At 61.7% G+C, this 19783-nt stretch carries 20 protein-coding genes; 18 read left to right on the plus strand and 2 right to left on the minus strand.

The genetic code is table 11. The features are described from left to right. Nucleotides 1-113: 113 nt before the first annotated feature. Nucleotides 114-911: an IclR family transcriptional regulator gene (locus K289_RS47890; protein ID WP_136623365.1), complete on the minus strand. Its 798-nt coding sequence runs from the start codon at nucleotides 909-911 to the stop codon at nucleotides 114-116. 189 nt (nucleotides 912-1100) lie between these two features. Between K289_RS47890 and K289_RS0128890 the strand changes: the two genes are divergently transcribed. The 10 genes from K289_RS0128890 to K289_RS0128935 all read left to right on the plus strand — a co-directional run bounded on the left by K289_RS0128890 (nucleotide 1101) and on the right by K289_RS0128935 (nucleotide 12071). Next, on the plus strand, nucleotides 1101-2252 hold the full coding sequence (locus K289_RS0128890) for an ABC transporter substrate-binding protein (protein WP_027554681.1): 1152 nt from the start codon (nucleotides 1101-1103) through the stop codon (nucleotides 2250-2252). Nucleotides 2253-2364: 112 nt separating this feature from the next. Then, entirely contained in the window at nucleotides 2365-3240 is an 876-nt protein-coding gene (locus tag K289_RS0128895) for a branched-chain amino acid ABC transporter permease (RefSeq protein WP_027554682.1), read from the plus strand. 3 nt (nucleotides 3241-3243) lie between these two features. Beyond that, entirely contained in the window at nucleotides 3244-4230 is a 987-nt protein-coding gene (locus K289_RS45480) for a branched-chain amino acid ABC transporter permease (protein WP_051310917.1), read from the plus strand. Beyond that, nucleotides 4227-4964: an ABC transporter ATP-binding protein gene (locus K289_RS0128905; protein ID WP_027554683.1), complete on the plus strand. Its 738-nt coding sequence runs from the start codon at nucleotides 4227-4229 to the stop codon at nucleotides 4962-4964. The genes K289_RS45480 and K289_RS0128905 overlap by 4 nt, the downstream gene beginning before the upstream one ends. Beyond that, nucleotides 4951-5658: an ABC transporter ATP-binding protein gene (locus K289_RS0128910; protein WP_027554684.1), complete on the plus strand. Its 708-nt coding sequence runs from the start codon at nucleotides 4951-4953 to the stop codon at nucleotides 5656-5658. Before K289_RS0128905 ends, K289_RS0128910 begins: the two co-directional genes overlap by 14 nt. Nucleotides 5659-5682: 24 nt before the next feature. Further along, nucleotides 5683-6999 carry an aspartate aminotransferase family protein gene (locus K289_RS0128915; RefSeq protein ID WP_027554685.1) on the plus strand — a complete coding sequence of 439 codons (1317 nt, stop codon included), beginning with the start codon at nucleotides 5683-5685 and terminating at the stop codon, nucleotides 6997-6999. Nucleotides 7000-7160: 161 nt separating this feature from the next. After that, entirely contained in the window at nucleotides 7161-8762 is a 1602-nt protein-coding gene (locus K289_RS0128920; protein WP_245284033.1) for a hydantoinase B/oxoprolinase family protein, read from the plus strand. 2 nt (nucleotides 8763-8764) lie between these two features. Next, a complete protein-coding gene (locus K289_RS0128925; protein WP_027554687.1) occupies nucleotides 8765-10825 on the plus strand; it encodes a hydantoinase/oxoprolinase family protein in 2061 nt (686 codons plus the stop codon). Nucleotides 10826-11419: 594 nt separating this feature from the next. Further along, entirely contained in the window at nucleotides 11420-11707 is a 288-nt protein-coding gene (locus K289_RS0128930) for a type II toxin-antitoxin system ParD family antitoxin (RefSeq protein ID WP_027554688.1), read from the plus strand. Nucleotides 11708-11714: 7 nt separating this feature from the next. Further along, entirely contained in the window at nucleotides 11715-12071 is a 357-nt protein-coding gene (locus K289_RS0128935) for a type II toxin-antitoxin system RelE/ParE family toxin (RefSeq protein ID WP_027554689.1), read from the plus strand. Nucleotides 12072-12361: 290 nt separating this feature from the next. Here the strand turns inward: K289_RS0128935 and K289_RS0128940 are convergent, their stop codons facing one another. After that, nucleotides 12362-13264 (minus strand): LysR family transcriptional regulator, encoded by a 903-nt coding sequence (locus tag K289_RS0128940; protein ID WP_051310919.1) that lies wholly within the window; start codon nucleotides 13262-13264, stop codon nucleotides 12362-12364. Nucleotides 13265-13361: 97 nt separating this feature from the next. Here K289_RS0128940 and phnG point away from each other — a divergent pair, with 97 nt between their 5' ends. The 8 genes from phnG to K289_RS0128980 all read left to right on the plus strand — a co-directional run. After that, nucleotides 13362-13832, plus strand: coding sequence for a phosphonate C-P lyase system protein PhnG (gene phnG / locus K289_RS0128945; RefSeq protein WP_371260863.1), 471 nt, complete (start codon nucleotides 13362-13364; stop codon nucleotides 13830-13832). After that, entirely contained in the window at nucleotides 13829-14437 is a 609-nt protein-coding gene (gene phnH / locus K289_RS0128950) for a phosphonate C-P lyase system protein PhnH (RefSeq protein WP_027554692.1), read from the plus strand. Before phnG ends, phnH begins: the two co-directional genes overlap by 4 nt. A 3-nt stretch (nucleotides 14438-14440) precedes the next feature. Next, a complete protein-coding gene (locus K289_RS0128955) occupies nucleotides 14441-15544 on the plus strand; it encodes a carbon-phosphorus lyase complex subunit PhnI (protein WP_027554693.1) in 1104 nt (367 codons plus the stop codon). Beyond that, nucleotides 15541-16428: an alpha-D-ribose 1-methylphosphonate 5-phosphate C-P-lyase PhnJ gene (locus K289_RS0128960; RefSeq protein WP_027554694.1), complete on the plus strand. Its 888-nt coding sequence runs from the start codon at nucleotides 15541-15543 to the stop codon at nucleotides 16426-16428. The genes K289_RS0128955 and K289_RS0128960 overlap by 4 nt, the downstream gene beginning before the upstream one ends. Then, nucleotides 16421-17218 carry a phosphonate C-P lyase system protein PhnK gene (gene phnK / locus K289_RS0128965; protein WP_027554695.1) on the plus strand — a complete coding sequence of 266 codons (798 nt, stop codon included), beginning with the start codon at nucleotides 16421-16423 and terminating at the stop codon, nucleotides 17216-17218. Before K289_RS0128960 ends, phnK begins: the two co-directional genes overlap by 8 nt. A gap of 8 nt (nucleotides 17219-17226) precedes the next feature. Further along, complete coding sequence (gene phnL, locus K289_RS0128970) at nucleotides 17227-17925, plus strand: phosphonate C-P lyase system protein PhnL (protein WP_027554696.1); 699 nt, start codon at nucleotides 17227-17229, stop codon at nucleotides 17923-17925. A gap of 12 nt (nucleotides 17926-17937) precedes the next feature. Beyond that, entirely contained in the window at nucleotides 17938-18966 is a 1029-nt protein-coding gene (locus K289_RS45485; protein WP_084788758.1) for an alpha-D-ribose 1-methylphosphonate 5-triphosphate diphosphatase, read from the plus strand. Between the two features lie 155 nt (nucleotides 18967-19121). Then, the coding region (locus K289_RS0128980; protein WP_027554697.1) for an IS5/IS1182 family transposase at nucleotides 19122-19783 on the plus strand (662 nt) is incomplete at its 3' end.

Here is a 19783-nt window from a genome sequence, read left to right on the forward strand (position 1 = left end):
CGTAAGACGTCGCTTACGTGGATCGCACTGTCATTTCGGAAGGACGATGGAGCCGAAGTGGCGGACGAGACGTCGCGCATTGATGCGGCGAGAAATGCGATGCTCGCGCGCGATCATTTCGCAGCGACATCCTTTGATTTCAGCTTCTCGCCTATGGAGAGCGATTTTCCCAACACATCGGCCACGTTGCGCAGCGCCGTCAAACGATCCGGAAGCTGCTCGTTCATAATCCGCTGCAACGGCCCCGTCATTCCCAGAGCATAAAACACGCGCCGGTCGGACAGGAAAATCGGAACCGCAATTGCGGCCAGGCCCTCGTCGATTTCGCCGATGCACGTCGCATGGCCTCGGCTCCTGACCGTGGCGAGCTCCTGTTCGATCCACTTCCGGTCATTGCGTGTGTTGGCCGTGAGGAGGGGCAGGTCGCCCGACGTCGCTTCGGCCAATACGGCCTTGCTTTGATAAGCGATGATCGCCTTGGCCGTTGCGGCTGCGTGCACCGGCATCTCGATTCCGGGCTGCACGTAGCTTCGCCAGCGCACGTCCGGTGAGATGGAAATCGCAACGACAACGCGCGCGCCGATGAGGCGTGTCAAATAGCAGGTCTCGGAGGTGGCGTCCGTGAGCTCCTGTAAATGTGCCCGCGCCAGTGCGGCGATCCATCCGTCGTCAGCGGTTGCATGCAAGAGGCGCAGCAAGCGGTCGCCCAACTGATAGGCCCGGCCACCGACACTGTCCTTCGCAAGTCCCGCTCGCACCAGACCCTTGAGCAGGCGGTGTGCAGATGTCTTCGGAAGATCAAGCAGCGAGGAAACGTCTGCCAAAGTCAGCACCCCAGGGAAGGTCGCCACGAGCTCCAGCACCTGCATGTATCGGTCGAGCGGGCCCACTGCTTCATCGAATTTTGCCACTCTAATCCTCCTCGCGTGGAAACTTTATCCATGCGCGCGCCTCTCCTGCCGCTTGACTCGGCGAGCCAGAGCAGACCAGTTTTACGCAATACCGGAATAATGTTCCGGAAAACGGAACGAAAGTCAATAGCGATTGCAGGGAGCAGCCGCCGTGGTGCTGCCCCTCGGGGAAGCGTCACGAGGCACATCATGAAGATGACGAGGCAGGAGTTTCTGAAAGCGTTACTTGCGGCAACCGCGATGCCGTGGGTGGCAGCCGCACGCGCCGAGCAGGGAAGTCCGATCATCGTGGGCGCCACTGTGCCGATGACCGGACCACTGTCGCTCACCGGCAAGCAGTATCACAACTCCCTGATGATGGCCGAAGAGGACATCAACAAGGCCGGCGGAATTAACGGGCGCAGCCTCAAGATCGTTTTCGAGGACACGCAGGCCTCCAACAGCACGGCAGTGAATGCGTTCGTCAAGCTCGCACAGGAAACCAAGCCGTCGCTGTTCTTCCTGTCGAGCTATTCAACACAGAATCTGGCGGTGTCGCCGGAGCTGAAGAAGGTGCAGGTGCCGGCCTTCTATGCTGGTGGGGCAGATGTCGTGGCCGAAGGTGGCAACGAATGGATGTTCCGCGTGCGGCCGGCCGACAGCGTCTCAGCCGAAGGCATGGTGCAGTGTGCGCTCAATGTGCTGAAGGCCAAAAAACCCGGCATTCTCTACATCCAGAACGACTTTGGCCAAGGCGGCGCCCAGACTGCTGCCGAGCGTTTCGAGGCCTCCGGCGTGAGCGTGGTGGGCACGGGCGCCTATGGTCAGAACGACAAGGATTTTTCGGCGCAACTGCTCGGTCTACGCGGCAAAGGCATCGACGTCCTTCTGATCTTCAACTACCCGCAGGACGGTGCGCTCGTGCTTCGTCAGGCGAAGATGCTCGGCCTCAAGATGCCGCTGGTCACATCTTCGGCGGCATTGGTGCCGGCGGCACTACAACTCCTGTCGGCAGCCGATCTCGACGGTGTCTGGGGCGTTGTCGACACCTTCATCGATCCATCGGTTGGCGGGCGCATGCAGGATTTCGTCGAGCGCTTCAAAGCGAAATTCGGCACCGACCCGGATCCCTACGGGCTCGCCTATTACGATGGTGCGATGTTGGCAGCTGAGGGCCTGCGCAAGGTCGGTACCGATCCCAAAGCACTACGGGACTGGTTCGCAGCCGTGAAAGGCTGGCAGGGCATCGGTCATCTCTATTCCTACGATGCCAAGGGCAACGGCGTCTTCGATCTGGCTGTGGTGAAGTCCAAAGTCGGGACCAAATCGCTGGAGTTGGTTCAGGCCATCAAGCTGAACTGACCCGCCGACTGGCGACGCTCGCGTTCCGCGCTCGGACCATCCAGAGATGCAGGATCTCTGCCCCAAGATGGCTTGGCGCTGACAGACCGGCCTGCAAGAAGATCAGGACGACATGACGGATCTCATCCAACTGCTCATCAACGGACTGGCTATCGGCAGCGTCTATGCGCTCGCCGCGATCGGCTTCGTTATCGTCTACTCCGCGACAGGCGTGGTGAATTTCGCTGCCGGGCAGTTCGTGGTGTTCGGCACTTTCGCAGGCGTCGCCATGCTACTCAATGCACAATTGCCCTGGCCAGTGGGCTACGGCGCTGCCCTGCTTGCGATGGCACTGTTCGGAGTTCTATTTTTTGCGGTGCTATACCTGCCGCTGCGCACCAGTCCGGTGGTGACAATCATCATTGGTACGGTCGCGATCGGCATTACCATGCAGAACGCGGCGCTGCTAGCGTTCGGCTCTTGGCCGTTCCGACTGCCGTCGCCGGTAGAAGGAGTGAATTTCATAATTGCAGGCGCAACGATTTCTGCCCATGCGGTCGCTGTGGTGATTGTCACGGCTTTGATGGTTGCGCTGCTGTGGCTCCTGTTCTTCCGCACCTCACTCGGCATCGGGATGCGCGCGGTGGCGCAGGATATCAAAGCTGCCCGGCTGATGGGCCTTAAGGTCAATCGTCTGCTTGCGCTATCTTGGATCCTCGCTGCGCTGCTCGCGGGTATCGCCGGTTTGATGCTAGGACCAATGTGGTTCGCCGACACCAGCATGGGGGATCCCATCGCGCTCAAGGCGTTCGCAGCCACAATCATTGGCGGCTTCGGCAGTTTGCCGGGGGCTATTGTCGGCGGCCTGTTCGTTGGCCTCAGCGAAGTTCTGGGCGCATCCTACATCTCCTCCGCTTACAAGGACCTGATCTCCTTCGGAATCATGATCTTGTTCCTGCTGGTGCGCCCGCAGGGTGTGTTCGGCGAACGCGTTCAGGACCGGGGCTGATCGATGTCGATACGCTTTCCGCTCCTGCTCGGCGCCTTCATTTTGATCGCAGGTCTCGGCCTGTCGATGATGTTGGCCGACCACCACCTTCGGCTGCTCAATCTTGCCGTGATTTCGGCAATCGCCGTCATCGGGCTTAACTTTGCCTTCGGTTATGCCGGGTTGATCTCGCTCGGTCATGCGGCTTTCGTCGGGGCGGGCGCCTACGGCGTTGCGCTGCTGACCACGCTGTTGGCGTGGTCACCATGGCTAGCGCTGCCCGCCGCGGTTGCCGGCACGGCGCTCTTAGCCATGTTGATCGGCGTTCCGCTCCTGCGGCTGAAAGGCCACTATCTCGCGCTGGCAACGCTCGGGTTCAACGTCTGCTTCTCCATTGTCGCCGCCAACTGGATCGAGGTGACCGGTGGTACCAACGGCATCTCTCGCATTCCCGAGCTGCAAATTGCCGGCCACGCACTGGGCAATGAGCGCAGCTACCTGTGGTTCGCTCTGCTGGTGCTGGCGGCTTCCGCCACTGTGGCCGCGCTCATTCATGCCTCACGCCATGGGCGGGCGATGATTGCGGTACGCGATGACGAGACGGCCTCGTCCATGACGGGCATCGACGTCCCCAGGGCCAAGCTCGCCGCCTTCCTCCTTTCGTCAGTCTATGCGGCCGTGGCCGGAGGCCTGTTCGCCTGCCACATGCGCTTCATTTCGCCTGAAGATTTCAATTATGCGCACTCCATCACTTACCTCGCGATGCTGGTGGTCGGCGGCGAAGGATCGATCGTGGGCGCCATTCTGGGCGCGCTGCTCGTGACTTTTCTACCGGAATGGCTGCGCTTCCTCGGCTCCGCCTATCTCGCGTTCTTTGGTCTTTTTGTCCTTGCCATTCTCATCTTCTTGCCCTCAGGCCTTGCTGGGATTCGCCGGCCGGCCAGCTTCAGCCGCGACGGGCGTATAAAGACGTTGGCGTTGGTCGGTGCCTCAAGGGAGGCGCGCCAATGAGCCTGCTGCAGGCCACAGAAGTCGCCAAGCGCTACGGCGGGCTTGCCGCACTCTCGGACGTCGGCCTGTCGGTCGGGGAGGGCGAATTCGTCGCTGTCATCGGCCCAAACGGCGCCGGCAAATCGACGCTGCTCAACGTCCTTACCGGACTTGTTTTGCCTGATGGGGGCAGAGTGTTGCTCGACGGATGGGACATGACGCGCGCCGCAACGCACAAGCGGGTTCGCGGCGGCCTCGGGCGCACCTTTCAGCACGGCCGTCCGTTCGCGAGATTGAGCGTGCTCGAAAACGTCATGACCGGCGCGGCCATCCAAAGTGGCCGCAGCGAGTTGGACCTGCGCGAACGGGCCATGGCAGTGCTCGATCAGATGGGGCTTGCGGCGGACGCGCAAGCACCGATCAAATCCCTATCCTATGGTCACCGGCGCATGGTCGAGATGTGCCGGGCGCTCGCCTGCGAGCCCCGCGTGCTGCTGCTCGACGAGCCTGCCGCCGGACTCAATTCCGCCGAGGTTGATCAGCTGGTCGACCGGCTCACGGAATTGAGGGTTAAGCACCGGATCGCCATCGTTCTGATCGAACACAACATGGGGATGGTGATGCGCCTAGCGGAGCGGATCATGGTGCTGAACTTCGGCTGCAAGATCGCCGAGGGCACGCCATCTGAGATCCAGAGCAATCCCGCAGTGCTGTCGGCCTATCTCGGCGAAGGTTATCGTCATGCTGGCGTGTAACGATCTGACGGTCGCCTATGGCGACATCGTCGCGCTGCAGGGCGTGACGCTGGAGGTGGGCCGGGGCGAGACGGTCGCCCTTATTGGTGCCAACGGAGCTGGCAAGACCACGCTGCTGCACGCGATCTCGGGCCTGAATCCGGTCAGGTCGGGCGACATAGTATTCGAAGGCACGTCGGTGGCTCGGCTCGCCAGCGACCGCCGCGTCGAGCTCGGCATCTCCCAGGCGCCCGAAGGACGGCGGATCTTTCCCGGCCTGACTGTGGAGGAGAACCTCACGCTTGCCACGGTGAACTGGCGGCGCTGGCGCCAGCCGATTGCCGACGATCTTGCACGGGCGTTCGACCTTTTTCCGCGCCTGAAGGAGCGTCGCCGGCAGCTCGGCTGGTCTCTGTCTGGAGGTGAGCAGCAGATGCTGGCAATCGGGCGGGCGCTGATGGCCCGGCCGCGTTTGCTCCTGCTCGATGAGCCTTCACTTGGGCTCGCACCTCGTCTGGCAGAAGAGGTCTACGAGCGCGTCAGGCAGATCGCTGACAGTGGGCTCACGATTTTGGTCGTGGAGCAGAATACGGTCCTGGCATTGTCGGTGGCAGACCGGGCCTATGTTCTGGAAACGGGCCGCATCGCTCTTCAGGGCACCGCCGATGACCTCAAGCAGAATACGCGCGTCCGCGAAGCCTATCTCGGACGCTGATCTTTCGGGCGAGGAAACAACAAGATGTATCCTGACATGACCTCAAAGTCGAAAGCACTCTATGATCGCGCTCTGACGAGCCTACCGGGCGGCAACACCCGCACCACGGTGTTCATGAAGCCATATCCGATCTATGCCGCGCGTGGAGCGGGGTGCCGGGTTTGGGATGTTGACGGCAATGAACTGATCGATTGCATCAACAATTTCACCTCGCTGATTCATGGTCACGCCCATCCGGCACTGATCCAGTCGGCGACGCGGCAGCTCGCGCTCGGTTCTGCCTTCGGAATGCCGACGGAGTCAGAGATCGACCTTGCCGAGCTACTTGCCGCGCGGCTGCCGTCAGTCGACCAGGTCCGGTTTGCCAACTCCGGCACGGAAGCCGTGATGATGGCGCTGAAAGCGGCGCGTGCGTTTACTGGGCGCCCGAAGATCGCCAAGTGCGAGGGCGCCTACCACGGTTCCTACGATTATGCCGAGGTCAGTCTCGATCCGAAGCCGGCAGACTGGGGCGGCAACGCGCCAGTCTCAGTTGCCTATGCCAAAGGTACACCGGACAAGGTGCTGGCCGACGTCGTAACGATTCCCTTCAACGATATCGATGGCGCCGTCAGCCTGATCCGGGAGCATGGTCGCGATCTTGCCTGTGTGCTGGTCGATCCGATGCCGAACCGCGCAGGCCTCATACCCGCCGACAAGGCCTATCTCGAAGCGCTGCGTCAAGCGACGCGCGAGGTCGGTGCGCTGCTGGTCTTCGATGAGGTGATATCCTTCCGTCTCGGCTATCACGGCGCCCAGGGAATATGGGACATTGATCCTGATCTCACCACGCTTGGCAAGATCATCGGCGGCGGGTTTCCGGTCGGCGCAATCGCCGGCAGGAAGGAGGTCATGGCCGTCTTCGATCCGCGCCATGGCAAGCCGGCGTTACCTCATGGCGGTACGTTCTCGGCCAATCCGATCACGATGCGGGCCGGGCTGGCAGCTATGGAGCTCTTGGACCAGAGCGCATTCGCACGGCTGGATGCGATCGGCGAAACCGTACGAAATGGCATCAACGACGCATTCCGTCGCCATGGCGTACCGGGCAGCGCGGTCGGACTCGGATCGCTCTTGAAACTGCACTTCTCCGAGCGCCCGATCCGCGACTATCGCTCGGCGTACATGACCGAAGGCGAGACCAAACGACAAGGTGTGTTTAATCTCGCGTTTCTCAACCGCGGCATTCTCGCCGCCGGCTACGGGTTGATGGCGCTGTCGCTGCCGATGACGGACGCAGATATCGAGAGTATCGTCCGCGCGGCCTCGGATGCTCTGGCGCAGGTTGCGTCACAAACCTGACGCGCCCCAAGAGTCTTGAAGTTGGTAAGTCTCGCGTGGGGCCATTGTGGTCATACGCCGCGAAACATTATTTGTCTGAAATAGGTGCGAGAATGGCCCACAAGGTTGATCCCATTACGCGGTCCGTCGTTCAGCATCGGTTGACCTCGATCGTTGCGGAAATGGGCGAGGCGATGCTTCGCACATCCTATTCCCAGATCCTCAACTCGAGCCGAGACTTCTCGTTAGCGATCTGCGACGTCCAGTCCCGCCTGATCGCCCAGGCCGACCACATCCCGGTCCATGTCGGTGCGCTGCCCTGGGCGACGCGGGCGGTGGAGGAGCGCTTCAAGGATGTCGCGCCCGGCGACGTCATCCTGATGAATGATCCCTATCACGGCGGCAGCCATTTGCCCGACCTGACCGCATTCGTGCCGGTCTTTGACGGCGGCCGGCGGCTGTTCTGGAGTATCGTACGCGCGCACCAGAGCGATATCGGCGGCGCAACGCATGGCGCCTACAACCCCGCTGCTACCGAAATCTGGCAGGAGGGGCTGCGCATCCCGCCAATCAAGCTCTACGAGGCTGGCCGGCTGCGCGAGGACATTCTAGACATGTTGGCACTGAATGTGCGCAACGCTCACGATTTCCGCGGTGATCTTGCCGCCATGATTGGAGCGGCGCACATGGGCGAGCGGCGGATGGGGCGGCTGTTCGCCGAGTTTGGCGCGCCAGTGGTCGGAGCCGCGATCGAATCCATCCTCGATGCCGCCGAACAGCAGACGCGCGCGGTGGTCTCGACCTGGAAGGATGGCGTGTTCTACGGTGAAGCCTTCCTTGATGACGACGGTCACGGCCGCAGCGATATCCGGATCGCAGCCAAGGTTACGAAGACAGGCAGCCAGATCCAGGTCGACCTGTCGGAGTCAGACCCGCAGAGCACGAGCTTTGTCAATTCGTCGCACGCCAATATGCATGCGGCAGTCGTGATGGCATTTGCCTATCTGATCGACGCCGAAATTCCCAAGAACGCTGGCGCGCTGCGGCCGCTCGCCGTCGTTGCCAAGCAGGGCACGATTGTATGGGCGGATCCCGGTCGGCCAGTGACGCTGTGCACCAGCCATCCATCCAACGAGATCGTGGAGGCGGTGGTCAAGGCGTTGTCAGGATCTTGTCCGGATCGAGCCATGGGTGGCTGGAGTCGGCGCTTCCGCATCGCTGTGCAGGGCGAGGATCCTCGCGACGGGCGCAGCTTCATCTGGCATATGTTCCAGGCGCGCCCTGGCGGTGGCGCTTCTTCTCGCGGTGATGGCTGGTCGTCGATCGGCGAATGGCACACGGTCGGTGGCCTCAAGTTCGGCAGCATCGAGGTCGCGGAGGCACGCTTCCCCCTTCACTTCCGTCATCATGAATATCGGCCCAATTCCGGCGGCGATGGTCAATTCCGCGGCGGTCTGGGCGTAAACCTCGATCTCGTCTTCGAAACCGAGAAGCCGGCGCTTGGCAACACCGCAGGTGATGGTGCCCGGCATGGCGCGTGCGGCATGCTGGGCGGCAAGGACGGGGCGCCGCATCACTACCGCCTGGTGTCGGCCGGTCGGCCGCCGCGCGTGCTGCGAACCAAAGAGGTCGGAATTGAAATCCACCCGGGAGATTGCCTCGAAGTGCGCTCCGCCGGTGGCGGAGGATGGGGCCCACCCGAGCGACGCACGCAGCAGGCCCGTCAGCGCGATGAGGAGCAGGGTCTCGTAACTCCAGGCGCAACGACAGAAGTGGTTGAGTAAAGATGTTGACGATTGGCATTGATGTTGGTGGCACGTTCACCGATCTGGTCGCGATCGACGCGACCGGACGTACCGTGTTCGCGAAATCTCCTTCCACGCCGCAGGACCAGTCGATCGGCGTGATGAACGGGCTCAACGAGCTCGCGCAGCGCCTCGACATGCCGCGCGCCGATATGTTGGTGGCGACGCAGCGGCTGGTGCATGGCACCACGGTCGCGACGAACGCGCTGCTCGAACGCAAAGGCGCGAAAGTCGCGCTGCTGACCACGCAGGGACACCGTGACGTCATTGAGATGCGTGAGGGATTGAAGGGCAATCGGTACGATCTACGGACCCCGCCGCCGGAGCCGCTGGTGCCGCGCGAACTGCGCTTCGGCGTTCGCGAGCGGCTGCGGCCGAACGGCGACGTGCTCCTGCCGCTCGACGATGGTTCGCTCGGCGAGGCCATCGAGTTGATCCGCGCCTCTGGCGCCACTTCGGTCGCGATCTGCTTCCTGCATGCTTATCGTAATCCGTCCCATGAGATCGCGGCAGCAGAGCGGCTTGCACGCGAGCTGCCCGGAGTGAGTGTGTCGCGCTCCAGTGACGTGTTGCCACAGATCAAAGAGTACGAGCGCGTCTCCACCACGATCGTGAATGCCTATGTCGGTCCTGCCGTGCGGCACTATCTGACGCGGCTCGAGCGCCGCTTGGCCGAGGCGGGGTTCGCGGGGAGCTTGTTCATCATTCTCTCCCATGGCGGCATGGCGCCGGTCGAGGAGGCGGGGCGTCTCGCGGCGGCGACCGTGCTGTCGGGGCCTGCGGGCGGCATCTCCGGTTCCCGCCGCTGTGCGGAGCTGCTGGCGCTCCCGGATCTGGTGCCCTTCGACATGGGCGGAACGAGCACCGATATCTCCTTGATCGCGGACGGACGCGCGACGCTGTCGGCTGACGGCCGGCTGGCGGACCAACGCATCGCGCTGCGCAGTCTGGACATCGCCAGCATCGCGGCGGGCGGGGGCTCTATCGCCAGTGTTGATGCCGGCGGCATCATTCGCGTCGGGCCCGAAAGTGCCGGCGCGATGCCGGGCCCAGCCTCTTATGGCAACGGCGGTACAGAGCCGACCGTGACCGATGCAAATATCTTGTTGGGTTATCTCGATGCGGCGGCATTCATGGGCGGACGGCGTCCACTCGATCGGGCCGCGGCGGAGGCGGCAATCGATCGCCTCGCAGCTTCGCTCGGTGTGACACGCATCGAGGCCGCTGCCGGAATCTATCGACTGGTCAATCTCAAAATGGCCGACGGCATCCGGCTAATGACCTTGCGGCGTGGCGTCGATCCGCGGAAGTTCGCGCTCCTAAGCTTCGGTGGCGCCGCAGGTCTGCACGCTGCCGAGGTAGCGCGCGAGCTCGACATCAAGCGGATCATAGTGCCTACGGCCGCCTCGGTGCTGTCGGCTTGGGGTATGCTGACCAGCGACCTGCGTTACGAGGTGAGCCGCACTCATTTCGAGGCAGGCACCCGTACGACCGCCTCAGACATTCGCGAGATTTTCGCTGATCTGGAGGAGCAAGCTGCCAAGCGGTTGCGCAGCTGGTTTGACGGGCCGGTCGTGACCGAACGCTCCGCCGAAATGCGGTATGGAGAGCAGGTGTTCGAGGTCGACGTACCGCTCAGCGACGTCAACCTCACCGCGCCAGCGCTGGTCGCTGAGGTCGAAGAGCGCTTTCATCGTCGCCATGAGGAACTTTACACCTACGCCTCCCGCGATCAGGAAGTCGTGTTCGTCAATGCGCGGGTCGCTGCTGTTGGTGCGGTTCCTAGAAGTGAGGGAGCCAACATGCCGACGCCGGCGACCGAGCCAAGCGCGCCGCCTGCAAGCAAACGGCAGGCCTTCTTTGGCACTTGGTGTGAGGTTCCGGTCTACGCGCTGGAAAAATTGCGTCCAGGCCATGTGCTGGAGGGCCCAGCGATCATCGAGGCCGAGACGACGACGGTCGTCATCAACCGCGACGATCGTACAATGGTCAATGCGTTGGGATGGCTCGATATTGAGCTCGGGATTTGCAAAGAGGACTAGCTTAGCCCCACTATCTGAGCTTGAGCGCTCCAGGCTCCATGGTTGGCTGATTCGCGCTAAACTGTCTGTCCTCATTTGTGCTAGCGTCGAAGGTCGGTCCCGACCAACCTGTTCACCCGGGCGACGAAAGTGCAACGAATTGGACGAAAGGACAGGACGCGGGTTCTAAGCTACCCACTGTGGCGCATCGAGCCTGGGATATCTGGTATTCGACCAATCGCAAGCGTTGAACTTGTTTTTGGGCCGACGATCGCGCCCCAACTTCATCAGATGCCGCGCTCATCTGCCTCTAAAGGAGCACTTTGGACGCTGTTGTTTGGCATCAGCGATTGGCGTTGTGTAAAGCCTGACTGCGACAATTGGAGGGAAGAACTGGCCTCGTCTGCCATCGAGAACCATGGCGCGCCACGGCCGATGAAGATGGGCACTATTGTTTCGCCGTGGCGCTATGATGCGGCAGTCGAAACTGCGATCAGGACGTCGATCACGCGCGGCGGTTGAAGGGTATGCGCCAATATTCGGGTTGAGCGGATCAAGCCCGTATGGCATAATATGCCATACGGGCCCGCTTTTCGATCACCTGAGAGGATGCCGATGCCCACCAGAAATGTCGTGCTGACGGAGCGCCAGGAAGAGCTCCTTGAGACCCTCGTCAAGTCCGGGCGTTATCAGAACGCCAGCGAAGTGCTGCGCGATGGACTGCGGCTCGTGGAGCAACGCGAGGCGGAGGACGCGGGCAAGCTGAAAGCCCTGCGGGCAGCGGCTCGCGCCGGTGTCGGCGCGTTGGATCGAGGAGACTTCAAAGAATTTGGGAATATCGAGGAGTTGCAAACCTTTTTGAATGACCTCTCGGAGAAGGTCATCTCCCGAACCGCCGAATAGAGCCCTCATGGCCGACCAGAGATGGCGCGTTCGTCTCGGCGCTGCCGCGGAGGTCGACTTTGCCAACATCCTCAAATGGACCACTGAGAATTTTGGCGCGCGACAATCTCGAGTCTATCGGGACACCCTTATTCAGGCGATTGGCGAACTTGCTGATGGTCCCAATGTAGCTGGCTCCAAGGCTCGCGACGAGATCATGCCAGGCGTTCGCACGCTCCACGTTGCGCGGCGTAGCCGTCGGGGGAGCCATTTCCTGATGTACCGGGTCGTGCCGAACAGCACGATCGAAATCGTGCGCATCCTCCACGACAGAATGGACCTTCGCCGGCACGTCCCATCTCCCCCCGACGAGAGCACCGAATAGAGCTGGCGCATCGCAGGAACGCCGGCGCGCCTCTGGATGCGCCAGCCTGCTCTGGCGTAGAATTGTAAGTGGCGCGCCCGACACGATTCGACCGTGTGGCGCTCTATCCAGCTGAGCTACAGGTGCATCTATCTTAGCCTAAACCGACCGACCTTCGAAGGTCAACGGATTCGGTATCTCAATCGACCCTCTCATCCCAACGTTCCAGTTCGTCCTGCTAATGCAGGCTGCGCTACGCGTCGTGATGGATATCAACAAGCCTCGCAATTAACAACGAGCGCTTGGCCCTTTCAGCGACTTTCGACCACGGTGGAGGATTTCTCGGCTAGGATCTCGCGGAGCCACGAAAGAAACACCGCTGTCGCAGGGGATGCCTCTCGCCCAGGATTTGGAATAGCGAGAAACCCGTTCGCGATGCGAAGCGTGCGCGGATGGGCGATGAGTTTTCCACCCGCAAGCTCTTCAGAAACCAGCCGGTGTTCCACAAGCGCTACACCCAACCCAGCCGCTGCCGCGCTGATGCAGAGGTGAGTATGTGGGAAGCTCAACTCCGACTCCGAAGCGACTTTGAGACCGACAGCAGATTGCCAGCGATCCCACATGTCGGGCGTCGCGTCGTGCGAAATGCGCGTCGAGATTTTGCGCCGCGCAACATGAGCTTTGAGCGGATAGCTGGGTGCAGAGACAAGGCCAAATACGACGTCGGCCAGAGGAAGAGCTCCCACTGTCTCGCCTGGGAATGAAAGCCGGTCCCAACTCAGCCTGACGTCCACGCCATCATGTTGCACGCTCCTGCCGTGAGCATGCATCGTGAGCTGTATCCGCCAATTGGGATGTTGCCTGTAAAACTCCGAAAGGCGCGGGACGAGCCACCTCATGGCGAACGTTGCACTACAGGCCACGTGAACGTTGGGTTCGCCGGCGAGGTTTCGCACGTTCTTATAGCCGCGCTCCAGGCGGTCGAGGACGTCCGTAACAGTGGTCAGAAGCGCCTCACCGTATCGATTGGGCCTGATGCCCGTCCCGGCCTTCTCGAAAACGCGGAAGCCGAGATGCTCCTGAAGGAGTTGCAGCTGCTTGCTGACAGCTCCGTGCGTACGACCGAGTTCCTCCGCTGCCCGGGTCATGGACCCGAGCCGGGCCGTCGCCTCGAAAGCTCGCAGGTACGATAGAGGCGGCAGGTCGCGTGACATGTGGATCTGATAGTTTTTCTCACGAATGACGTCAAGATTACTCGTTTTGCCGAAACGTCCGTGGAAGCTATGACCGTCCCAGATCGCAGCGAAGGCGGTGGTGACGGTGACTCAAAGCGATATTCAAAACATCAAGCGCAAGGCACTGATGACAGTGCTGGCGCACTCAGTTCTCAGTGAGATCGCTGAGCACTTGCGCGCGATTTCCTTGCCGGCCTACGAAAATCTGCGCGAGCCGGAAAACGGGCTTGTCATGTTGCGCGGTCGTATCGGCGGCGACGGGGCACCGTTCAATCTGGGCGAGGCGACGGTGTCGCGCGCTGCCGTGCGGCTTCCCAGTGGTGAAATCGGCTTCGGCTATGCGCTCGGTCGCAACCTGGAGAAGGCGAAGCTGATCGCGCTGTGCGATGCGCTCCTGCAGTCGCACGCCTTCGCTGCCACGTTGGAGCAAAAGGTCGCCGCACCGCTCCGCGACAAGCTCCTCGCGCGGCGCGAGCGGCGGGCTGGCCAGGCGGCGGCCACGAAGGTCGATTTCTACACCATGGTACGCGGAGAGGCGACGTCATGAACACAATCGCGGAATTGCCGTCGGGTTTCGCCGATAAGGTTCTGTCGGTGCAATCGACGTTTCGCTCTGTAATGAATGCGATGGCTCGTCCAGCCTCGTTGCAGCGGATCGCGCCGATGGCCGGCGCACCCGCTCCAATGATGCCCGCCATGGCGGCCATTGCGCTTACGCTGTTCGATCACGACACGCCGCTCTGGCTCGATACGCAGATGGCCGAAAGCCTCGATGTCCCGAGGTGGCTGAAGTTCCACACGGGCGCGCCTGTGGTCCACGATTGTAGCCTAGCCGCTTTTGCACTGATCGCGGACGGCGATCATCTTCCGGCCCTTGAGCATTTTGATTTCGGCAGCAGCGACTATCCCGATCGTTCGACGACGGTGATTGTGCAGGTCGAGAGCCTCAACACCGGGCACAGCTATGACCTGCGTGGCCCTGGTATCCAAGGCGTGGCGACTCTCCAGGCGACGATCCAGCCGGCCGATCTGTTCGAACGGCTGCGCGTTAACGAGGCGCTCTTTCCGCGTGGCATCGACACGATCCTGGTGGCCGGCGATGCCGTCATTGCGATCCCACGCACGACGCGACTTGTCACAAGAGGAAGCTAGACAATGTATGTTGCAGTGAAGGGCGGGGAGCGCGCCATCGAGAACGCTCATCGTCTGCTAGCACATGAGCGGCGTGGCGATAGAAGCGTTCCTGAATTGGGGCTCGATCAGATTTCGGAGCAGCTCAGCCTGGCCGTTGACCGTGTCATGAGCGAGGGCTCGCTCTATGATCGCGATCTTGCGGCGCTCGCGATCAAGCAGGCGCGCGGTGATTTGATCGAGGCGATCTTCCTGGTGCGCGCCTTTCGCACGACCCTACCGCGCTTCGGTTCGGCCGAGCCGATCAATACCGCCGACATGCGTGTCCAGCGGCGCATTTCGGCGACCTTTAAGGATGTTCCGGGTGGCCAGATCCTTGGTCCGACGTTTGACTATACCCATCGATTGCTCGATCCCGCGCTCGAACAAGGCTTTATTCCCGAGGAGCCGGCCATTACTGAGGCGGCCGATCTGTCAACGCCGTGCATCACTGACATCCTCGGCAGTGACGGGCTGATCGAGCCTTCGCCGCAAGGAGCGCCTGCGGAGATCACGGGCGATCTCACGCGCGACCCGCTGCGTTTCCCAGCTGCGCGCGACGTGCGCCTGCAGAATCTCGCACGGGGTGACGAGGGCTTTCTGCTGGCGATGGCCTATTCCAACGTGCGCGGCTATTTCCGGAGTCATCCCTTTGCCGGAGAGATCCGCTTCGGTGAGGTCGAGGTCGAATTCTTTGCGGAGGATGCCGGCCTCACTGTACCACTGGGTTCGATCGAGCTCACCGAATGCCAAATGGTCAACAAGTTCAACGGCTCGGCCAAGGAAGCTCCACGCTTCACCCGCGGCTATGGGCTTTCTTTCGGCCACAGTGAGCGCAAGACCATGTCGATGGCGCTGGTCGACCGCAGTTTGCGTGCCCGCGAACTCGGCGAGGACCTTGTCGCGCCCGCCCAGGACGAGGAGTTCATCATGTCACATTCGGACAACGTCCAGGCGGCCGGTTTCGTCGAACATTTGAAATTACCGCATTATGTCGACTTTCAGTCCGAACTCGGCCTCGTGCGCAAGCTGCGGCAGGAATTCGCCGAGGCGAACGAAGCCTTGGTGGTCGAGGAGGCTGCGGAATGAGTTCGCCCGCCTATAACTTCGCCTATCTAGACGAACAAACCAAGCGGATGGTTCGCCGCGCGCTGCTGAAGGCAATTGCGATCCCCGGCTATCAGGTACCGTTCGCCAGCCGCGAGATGCCGATGCCTTATGGCTGGGGCACCGGCGGCGTGCAGGTGACGGCCGCGATACTTGGGCCCGATGACGTGCTGAAGGTTATCGATCAGGGCTCCGATGACACCACCAATGCGGTCTCAATCCGCAAGTTCTTCGCCAAGACCGCCGGTGTGGCCACCACGACTGTAACGGCGGATGCGACCATCATCCAGACGCGTCATCGTATCCCGGAGAGGGCGCTTGGGGAGCACCAGGTGCTGGTCTACCAAGTGCCGATCCCGGAACCGCTTCGCTTCCTCGAGCCACGCGAAACTGAGACGCGGCGTATGCACGCACTCGCCGAATACGGGCTGATGCACGTCAAGCTCTACGAAGACATTGCCAAGTTTGGCCACATCGCCACCGCCTACGACTATCCCGTGAAGGTGAACGATCGCTACGTGATGGACCCGTCGCCGACGCCAAAATTCGACAATCCCAAGATGGACAACTGCGCGGCGCTGCAATTGTTCGGTGCCGGAACGGAAAAGCGCATCTATGCGATTCCACCCTACACGAAAGTCGTGTCGCTCGATTTCGAGGACCATCCCTTTGTGCCCTATCGCTTCAACGCACCTTGCGAGCTCTGCGGCTCGGAAGACTCCTATCTCGATGAAATCGTCACCGACGATAAGGGCGGCCGCATGTTCGTGTGCTCCGACAGTGATTATTGCGAAGGCCGCCAAGCGGCTCGCCATACCGGCAGCGTGATCTCGGCCCTGTACAAGGAGAGGGTGGCACGTGGCTAATCAAAACCTACCCGAGAATGATGAGCCGCTGCTGATCGCCGACGGTCTGAGCAAATCGTTCGGCAAGATCATCGCATGCCAGGATGTTTCCTTTACACTCTATCCCGGCGAGATATTGGCTATTGTCGGCGAGTCCGGCTCCGGCAAGTCGACGCTGCTCCAGATTCTGTCGGGCCAGCAGTCGTCAGGCGAGGGACGCGTATCTTACCGGATGCGCGACGGCATCACGCGCGATCTCTCGACACTCGGCGAAGCCGAGCGCCGCTTCCTGTTTCGCACCGATTGGGGTTATGTGCATCAGGACCCAGCGCAGGGGCTGCGCATGGCGGTCTCGGCCGGCGCCAATGTCGGCGAACGGTTGATGGCTGTAGGGTGGAACCACTATGGCCATATCCGCGATACCGCTGCGAGTTGGCTTGAGCGAGTCGAAATTGAGGTCGGTCGCATCGACGATACGCCGCGGACCTATTCCGGTGGCATGCGCCAGCGCCTTCAGATCGCGCGCAATCTGGTCACCCAGCCGAGGCTCGTGTTCATGGACGAGCCAACCGGTGGCCTTGACGTCTCAGTGCAGGCGCGTCTCCTTGATGTTCTGCGTAATCTCGTGAGAGAGCTGCATCTGGCAGTCGTCATCGTGACCCATGATCTGGCGGTCGCGCGGCTGTTATCGGACCGTCTGATGGTCATGAAAGGCGGGCGAGTGATCGAGACCGGCTTGACCGATCAAGTGCTGGACGATCCTGCGGAACACTACACCCAACTGCTTGTCTCCTCCATTCTCTCGCCATGAGCTTTCCAATGAGCGTTATGATCAACGTCACGAACGCGCAAAAGACGTTCAAGATGCATTTGCAGAGCGGTATCGAGCTGCCGGTCGTGAGCGGCGTGAATTTCCAGGTCGATGCCGGCGAGTGCGTCGTGCTCTCCGGCCCTTCCGGCGCCGGAAAATCCTCGATCCTGAAGATGATCTTTGCCAATTACCGCTGCGGCGGTGGTCGCATCGACATCCGGCATCAGGGCACGTTGATCGACATCGCTACCGCTGAGCCGCGTCAGATCCTCACTGTCAGGCGCTCCACGATCGGCTATGTCAGCCAGTTCCTGCGCGCCGTACCGCGTGTTGCGACCATTGATGTCGTCGCAGAGCCCCTGATCGCGAATGGCGTGACGCGCGCTGAAGCCAATGATCGCGCAGGCAGGGCATTGCATCGGCTCAATATTGCCGAGCGCCTCTGGCAGCTTCCGCCTGCGACCTTTTCCGGCGGCGAGCAGCAGCGGGTCAACATCGCACGAGGCTTCATCTCGGACCTTCCGATCCTGCTGCTCGACGAACCGACTGCCTCGCTCGATGCTGCCAACCGAGCCGTCGCGGTGGACCTGATCGGCGAGACGAAGCGCAAAGGCACAGCCATGGTCGCGATCGTCCATGACGACGAGGTCCGTCGGCAGATTGCCGACCGTATCATCGATGTGACCGGCTTCGCTGCCGCGGCCTGAAGGGTAAATAGAATGTGCAAGCGGCCGAGCGAGGCCTTGATTGCCAATGCCCGGATCGTGCTGGCAGACCAGATGATTGAGCGAGGCTGGATCGCCGTGGCTGGCGGCCACATCGCGGAGATCGGCGAGGGTAGGGCGCCCGCAGGCGCGGAGGACGTCGGCGGCGACCTGATCACGCCTGGGCTCATAGAGCTGCACACCGATCATCTCGAGGCGCACTACACGCCGCGTCCGAAGGTGCTCTGGGATCCGATGGCTGCCGTGATCGCCTACGATGGACAGCTTGCGATTTCTGGCATCACGACGGTGCTCGACTCGTTGCGCGCCTGGCGCGAGGATGATGCGGATGAAGTTCAGGGGCGCACATCCACTCTGGCGGCGGCCATCTCATCCGCGCGCGACAGCAACCTTCTGCGCGCCGATCACTTCCTCCACCTCCGGTGCGAGATTCCGATGCCGAGCCTCGTCCACGAGGCCAGGGTGCTCGCCGGCCTCCCCGATGTGCGATTGATGTCGCTGATGGACCACACGCCAGGACAGCGCCAGTTCCGGGACGAAGGCAAGCTGCGCGATTACTACCGCCGCAAGGATGGCGGTAAGACAGACGCCGAGCTCGACCTGCTGTTCGAGAAGCGCTTGACCAACCAGAAGGCCTACGCCGCGACCAATATGCGCGAGATCGTCGCGCTGGCACGAGACCACCGGATTCCACTCGCAAGCCACGACGACACGACCGAGCAAGATGTTGCCGATGCGGTCCGCGAGGGCGTTGTCGTGGCCGAATTCCCGACGACGCTGGAAGCTGCGCGTGGTCTGCACGCGGCCAACATCAATGTTTTAATGGGCGCCCCCAACGTGGTGCGCGGCGGTTCGCATTCCGGCAATATCGCCGCCGTCGATCTCGCGCGCGAGGGCCTGCTGGACATCCTGTCGTCGGACTACATCCCGTCCAGCCTGCTAATGGGGGCCCTGCGGCTGCCGCATCATGTCCCCTCCATTGATCTGCCTGCCGCGATCCGCACAGTGACTAGTCGCCCGTGAACAAGGCTTTAAGCGATTGGGCGGGAGTCTGTTTTCGGGGCTTGGAGACGTTTAAGATTGCAGGGATTTGGAGCTTGAGGCTTCCAAACCCTGCAAATTGGTTTTTGATTTCCTTTTACGACGGGCCATGATTCTGTTGCGCATCGGAGGGGACGATGCGGCCGAAGAAGCACAAGACCACGGGATCAAATGATCTGTTCCGGGCGCGGCTGGACCAGATCATCAACATGAAGCACGAGCTGGTTCTGCTCGCCGGCAAGATCGATTGGGGCTGGATCGATAGCGAGATCGCTCCGCTTTACAGCGAGAACGGCCGGCCCGGGATCGAGACCCGCTTCATGATCGGGCTGTTGCTGCTCAAGCACATTTACGGGCTGTCCGATGAGGGGGTGTGCGAGCGCTGGGTCCACGATCCGTATTTCCAGTTCTTCACCGGCGAAGAGTTCTTCCAGCACACCTTCCCGCACGAGCGCTCGGACCTGAGCCATTGGCGCAAGCGGCTCGGCGACAGGCTGGAGCTGCTGCTGGCTGAGAGCCTGCGGGTGGCGCACGAGGCCGGCGCATTGCGCGGCCAGGACCTCAAGCGGGTCACGGTCGACACCACAGTGCAACCGAAGGCCATCACCTTTCCGACCGATGCCAAGCTCTTGCATGCGGCCATCAGGGGGCTCAACCGCCTGGCGAGACAGCACGGCGTCAGGCTGCGGCAATCCTATTCTCGCGTGGCCAAGGCAGCCGCGATGATGGCGGGTCGCTACGCTCATGCCAAACAATTCGGACGGCATCAGCGGCAGTTGCGTATCCTGCGCAGCCGGCT

It is taken from the genome of Bradyrhizobium sp. Cp5.3 (assembly GCF_000426265.1).
GTDB lineage: Bacteria > Pseudomonadota > Alphaproteobacteria > Rhizobiales > Xanthobacteraceae > Bradyrhizobium > Bradyrhizobium neotropicale.